Source organism: bacterium (assembly GCA_026398675.1).
Lineage (GTDB): Bacteria > RBG-13-66-14 > RBG-13-66-14 > RBG-13-66-14 > RBG-13-66-14 > RBG-13-66-14.
Genome location: JAPLSK010000016.1, coordinates 1 through 3,830 on the forward strand (window position 1 = coordinate 1; position 3,830 = coordinate 3,830).

Genomic DNA, 3,830 nt, shown 5'->3' on the forward strand with positions numbered 1-3,830 from the left:
GGAGCTTGGAGACTTCGAGGATGGACTCGAGCTCCTCGATCATGCGCTGAGCCTGGGTGTAGAGGCCGGCGTTGTGGATGGCGGACCCGATGGCCGAGGCCAGGGTGCCCAGGAGGCGGGCGTCGTAGTCCCCGAATGCGCCGGGCTCGTTGGACTCGCAGTCGAGGACTCCGATGACCCGGCCGCCGAAGGTGATGGGGACGGCGATTTCGCTGCGGCCGCCCTCGCCGCCGGGCTGACCCGAGATATAGCGGGACTCCGCGCGGGTGTCGGGAATGACGGCCGACCGGCCGGTCCGGACGACCTCGCCGGTGACCCCCTGGGAATCGGGGAAGCGCGCGCCGGCCATCGGCTCGTAGTTCAGGCCGACGATGGTGTGGACCTCGAGCTCGTGCCTCTCCGGGTGGTGCAGCACGACGGCGCAGTTGCGGTAGCCGAGCTGCTCGACCACGACCGCCGCCATCCGGCGCAGAATCTCCGCCAGCTCCAGAGAGCCGGCCAGCGCCTGACCGAAGGCCTCGAAAACCTCGATCTGGCCGTAGTCATTCTGGTCCGGGGAACGGCTCATCGGGCAATCTCCCGCCCCTCGACGCCGGGCGGTCGTGGGTATTCTCAATTAACGCGCGGCGCGGTCAAGTACCTACGCCTATAATATAATACATCTTACGGGTTTTGTCATCCCGGGAGGTCCGGCGGGCGTCCGCAACGGCGCCGGAGCACGGCGCACCGGGGTTTTTTTGATAACCGCAACTATTTGTGATTCATAGGGTTGAGCGCCGCCCGTCAGGCGAAGTGGCGGCTGAAGGGGCCCGGATCGGGATCGTAGGAAAACGCCGTGTAGTCCACCCGTGCCAGGAAGAGCCCCCGGGCCGGGGCGGCGGCGGGCGCCTGCGACCGGTCCCCCGATTCGATGATCCGGGTGATTTCGTCGGCCGCCATCTTCCCGCGCCCCACAGCCACCAGGCAGCCGACCACGGCGCGGACCATCCGGTGGAGGAAGGCGTCGGCGGTTATGACGAGCCGATGGCAGCCGCACCCCTCCTCGAGCCTCGAGCGGTGAGCCCCTTCTCGACGGCCAGGGCGTAGCGGGAATGGAAGAGGGAGCCGCCGGGGAGGAAGTAATACTCGTAGGTGCGCGACCGGGCGTCGCGGCGCGGGTCGAACCCCGGCTCCGCCTCGGCGCAGCGGAGGAGGCGGATATCCTCCGGGAGAAGGGCGCTGAAAGCGCGGAAAAGCGTGGCGGCCGGGTAGGCGCGCTCCGCAGTGAAGGACGCCACCTGGCCCAGGGCGTGCACCCCGGCGTCGGTCCTCCCCGAGCCGGCGACGGGAACCCTCCGGCCGTAGAAACGCGCCAGGATGCTTTCCAGTTCCCCCTGCACCGTGCGGCGCCCCGGCTGGAACTGCCAACCGGCGAAGTCGGTGCCGTCGTAGGCCAGCGCCAGGGCGCAGGTGGGGCTCACGCCTCGGACTCCCGTTCTCCGGCGCAGGCGGCCTCTTCGCCGCGCGCCACGGCCCCCGCGTCCACCGCGGCCAAGAGGGCCCGCAGGTACGCCGTCAGTCGGCCACTGCCCCGATAGCCCCGCCAGCCGTCGGCCAGGAGCTCCCGTCCCTCGGCCAGGCCGATCACGTACCCGTCGAAGATTTTTTCCAATCTCGTTTGCAGCCGGCGCCCCGGCCCGCCCGGCACCAGGGCGATGACGCCCCGGGGTCCGGCCCCGGCCAAAAGACCGGCGAAGAGGAAGAGCGCCAGAAGACGCAGGGAGAGGGTGAGCGCCGGGAGCGAGGCGTTCCAGGTCAGGGGTCCTTCCAGGGCCTGGGCCGCCAGGGTGAGGCCCCCGGCCAAGAGGACCAGGTAGGCTCCCAGGAGCAGGGCCCGAATCACTCCCCGCAGCCCGGCCCCCCAGATGAGAAGAGAGACCAGGGCCGCCCCGGCCAGGACGGCGAGGGAAATCCAGTCCCCGACCAGCGCGGCGGCGACGGCGCCGGCCACCGACAGCCAAACTCGCAGCGCCAGGCCGGTCAAGGCTCGACCTCCTCCACAGCGACGCCGGTCACCCGCCCCAGCACGGTGGTCCGCTCCACCCCGGGGGGGTCGCGCAGGAGCACCAGCCGGGCCGCGTCGGCGACCTCCTCGTCCAGGAAGGCGTCGCTCGCGCGCCACAGGCCGTCCACGTAGGCCTCGTTCCAGGCGTGGTAGTAGAGCTTACCCCCCACTCCGGAGACGAGGCCGATGACGGTAAGCGCCGGGATGCCGGCCCGACGGCAGAGGTCGGTCACCAGGGCGGCGTGCTCGGTGCAGTCCCCCCGCCGCTGGGAGAGGGTCTCCGCCGGTGTGAGCTCCAGAGTAACCGGGCTCTCGCGCAGTTTCTCGCCCACCCAGTCTACGATGTTCAAATAGGTGTTGTACGGGTCGCCCTCCGCGGTGAGCGCCAGCGCCAGCTCCTCCAGGGCGCGGTGGTACTCGGGCTCGGGGAAGGGCTCCGGCGGGGGGCAATCCGGGAAGGGACGGCTGCGCACGGTGACCCGCCAGGCTCCGTCCCCGGCGGGCTCCACCCGCTGGAAGGGGCCGTCCGGCGGAGGCGTGGTCCCCTCGACCAGAAGGACAAGCCGCTCGGTCTCCCGGGGGTTCGGGATGTTCCCCTCGGGGAAGATGGCCGCGGTGGCGGCCGGGTCCACCCAGGTCAGTCCGGCCTTGGCATCGGCCTCGTCCGCGGCGGGTCGGACGGACATCCCGCCGGGCAAAAGGGTGCCCAGCCAGACGCCCGCGGCGTCGAAGTAGCTCTCGCGCGGCGCGCCACCGTAGTCCACCGTATTGACCCAGCCGGGGAATGTCTCGCCGTCGAAGGTGACCTCACCCGGCACGCCACGGGTGTAGGTCCCCTCTACGACCTCGGAGTATTCGCTGGAGTACAGGGAAAAGTCCAGGCTCTCCCCGGGCTCCAGGTCGGCCACCACGAAGGAGAGTCCCAGTGAGCCGACCAGCCCCCCCTCCAGGTAGCGCTTGCCCACGCTCAGGCCCTGGATGCGCTCCACCTCGAGCACGTCCCCTGAGAGGGCGGCGTTTACGATGAGGATGTCCGCCCCGGAGACGGTGTAGCTGGAGGCCGCCGCCATCCGCCCGTCCGCGTCGTAGGTCTCCCGGCGGCGGGCGCTGGTGAGCAGGGGCACGCCGCCGCGCGACAGTCTCATCGTCGAGTAGTCCTCGATGTAGACCCCCCCGATGCACGCGCCCTCGGCAATGGTCTCCTGAGTGGTGTAGGAGTAGCCCACCTTGGCCTCGTCCACGTACATGGCGGTCCAGGTGGTGGCGGCGAGGGCCGCCCGGTAGAGGATTAATGCTATGACGGTTCCGCGCATGGGTGAAGGTCCGCTCCCCAGCGGCGTGGGTTCTGAAAGGGTAACGGTTCACATATTATAGGCGTTCCCGGCCTTGGTGGCAATTTCCGCCCGTGCCGTCTCCCCCTCTCCCTTTTAGGGAGCGGCGCGCCGACGGGCCGGGGTGAGGGATAAAAAAACGGGCGGGCACAGAGGCCCGCCCCTACGTCGGAACGAGGAAGGCTAGAAGCTCGCCTTGATGGCGCCCCAGGAGGTCTCCGTCACCTCATCGCCGGTATCGTACGTCTGCCAGTCGTACAGATCCCTAAAGTTTTCATCGAAAAGGGTATAGCCCCCGTTGCCGTAGAACCCGAACGAGGCGGATTCGCCGGCCCCCACCGGGTGAAACCAGGTGTCGAAATCTACACCGACCGTTCTGGCTCTGCCAACCGTAACAAAGGGCGAGAAGGTCTCGGCCTCGTACCGCCAGGGGCGGGCGGCGGAGTCGCACTGCC

The 3,830-nt window shown here is 69.5% G+C and carries 6 protein-coding genes; all 6 read right to left on the reverse strand.

The features are described 5' to 3' along the window. The coding region (locus tag NTW26_00190) for a GAF domain-containing protein (GenBank protein MCX7020692.1) at positions 1 to 568 on the reverse strand (568 nt) is incomplete at its 3' end. 215 nt (positions 569 to 783) lie between these two features. Next, positions 784 to 1,014: a hypothetical protein gene (locus tag NTW26_00195; protein ID MCX7020693.1), complete on the reverse strand. Its 231-nt coding sequence runs from the start codon at positions 1,012 to 1,014 to the stop codon at positions 784 to 786. Beyond that, the gene (locus NTW26_00200; protein MCX7020694.1) at positions 1,011 to 1,460 is read right to left on the reverse strand and encodes a hypothetical protein; all 450 of its coding nucleotides are present in this window, start codon (positions 1,458 to 1,460) and stop codon (positions 1,011 to 1,013) included. Before NTW26_00200 ends, NTW26_00195 begins: the two co-directional genes overlap by 4 nt. Next, entirely contained in the window at positions 1,457 to 2,023 is a 567-nt protein-coding gene (locus NTW26_00205) for a hypothetical protein (GenBank protein MCX7020695.1), read from the reverse strand. The genes NTW26_00200 and NTW26_00205 overlap by 4 nt, the downstream gene beginning before the upstream one ends. Further along, positions 2,020 to 3,357, reverse strand: a complete 1,338-nt coding sequence (locus tag NTW26_00210) for a transglutaminase-like domain-containing protein (protein MCX7020696.1) — start codon at positions 3,355 to 3,357, stop codon at positions 2,020 to 2,022. The genes NTW26_00205 and NTW26_00210 overlap by 4 nt, the downstream gene beginning before the upstream one ends. A 201-nt stretch (positions 3,358 to 3,558) precedes the next feature. Then, a partial coding sequence (locus NTW26_00215; GenBank protein ID MCX7020697.1) for a hypothetical protein occupies positions 3,559 to 3,830 on the reverse strand: 272 nt, incomplete at its 5' end.

Bases quoted from the DNA above. Each gene is read 5' to 3' on its own strand.
- NTW26_00210 (MCX7020696.1), bottom strand. From the start codon at position 3,357: ATGCGCGGAACCGTCATAGCATTAATCCTCTACCGGGCGGCCCTCGCC.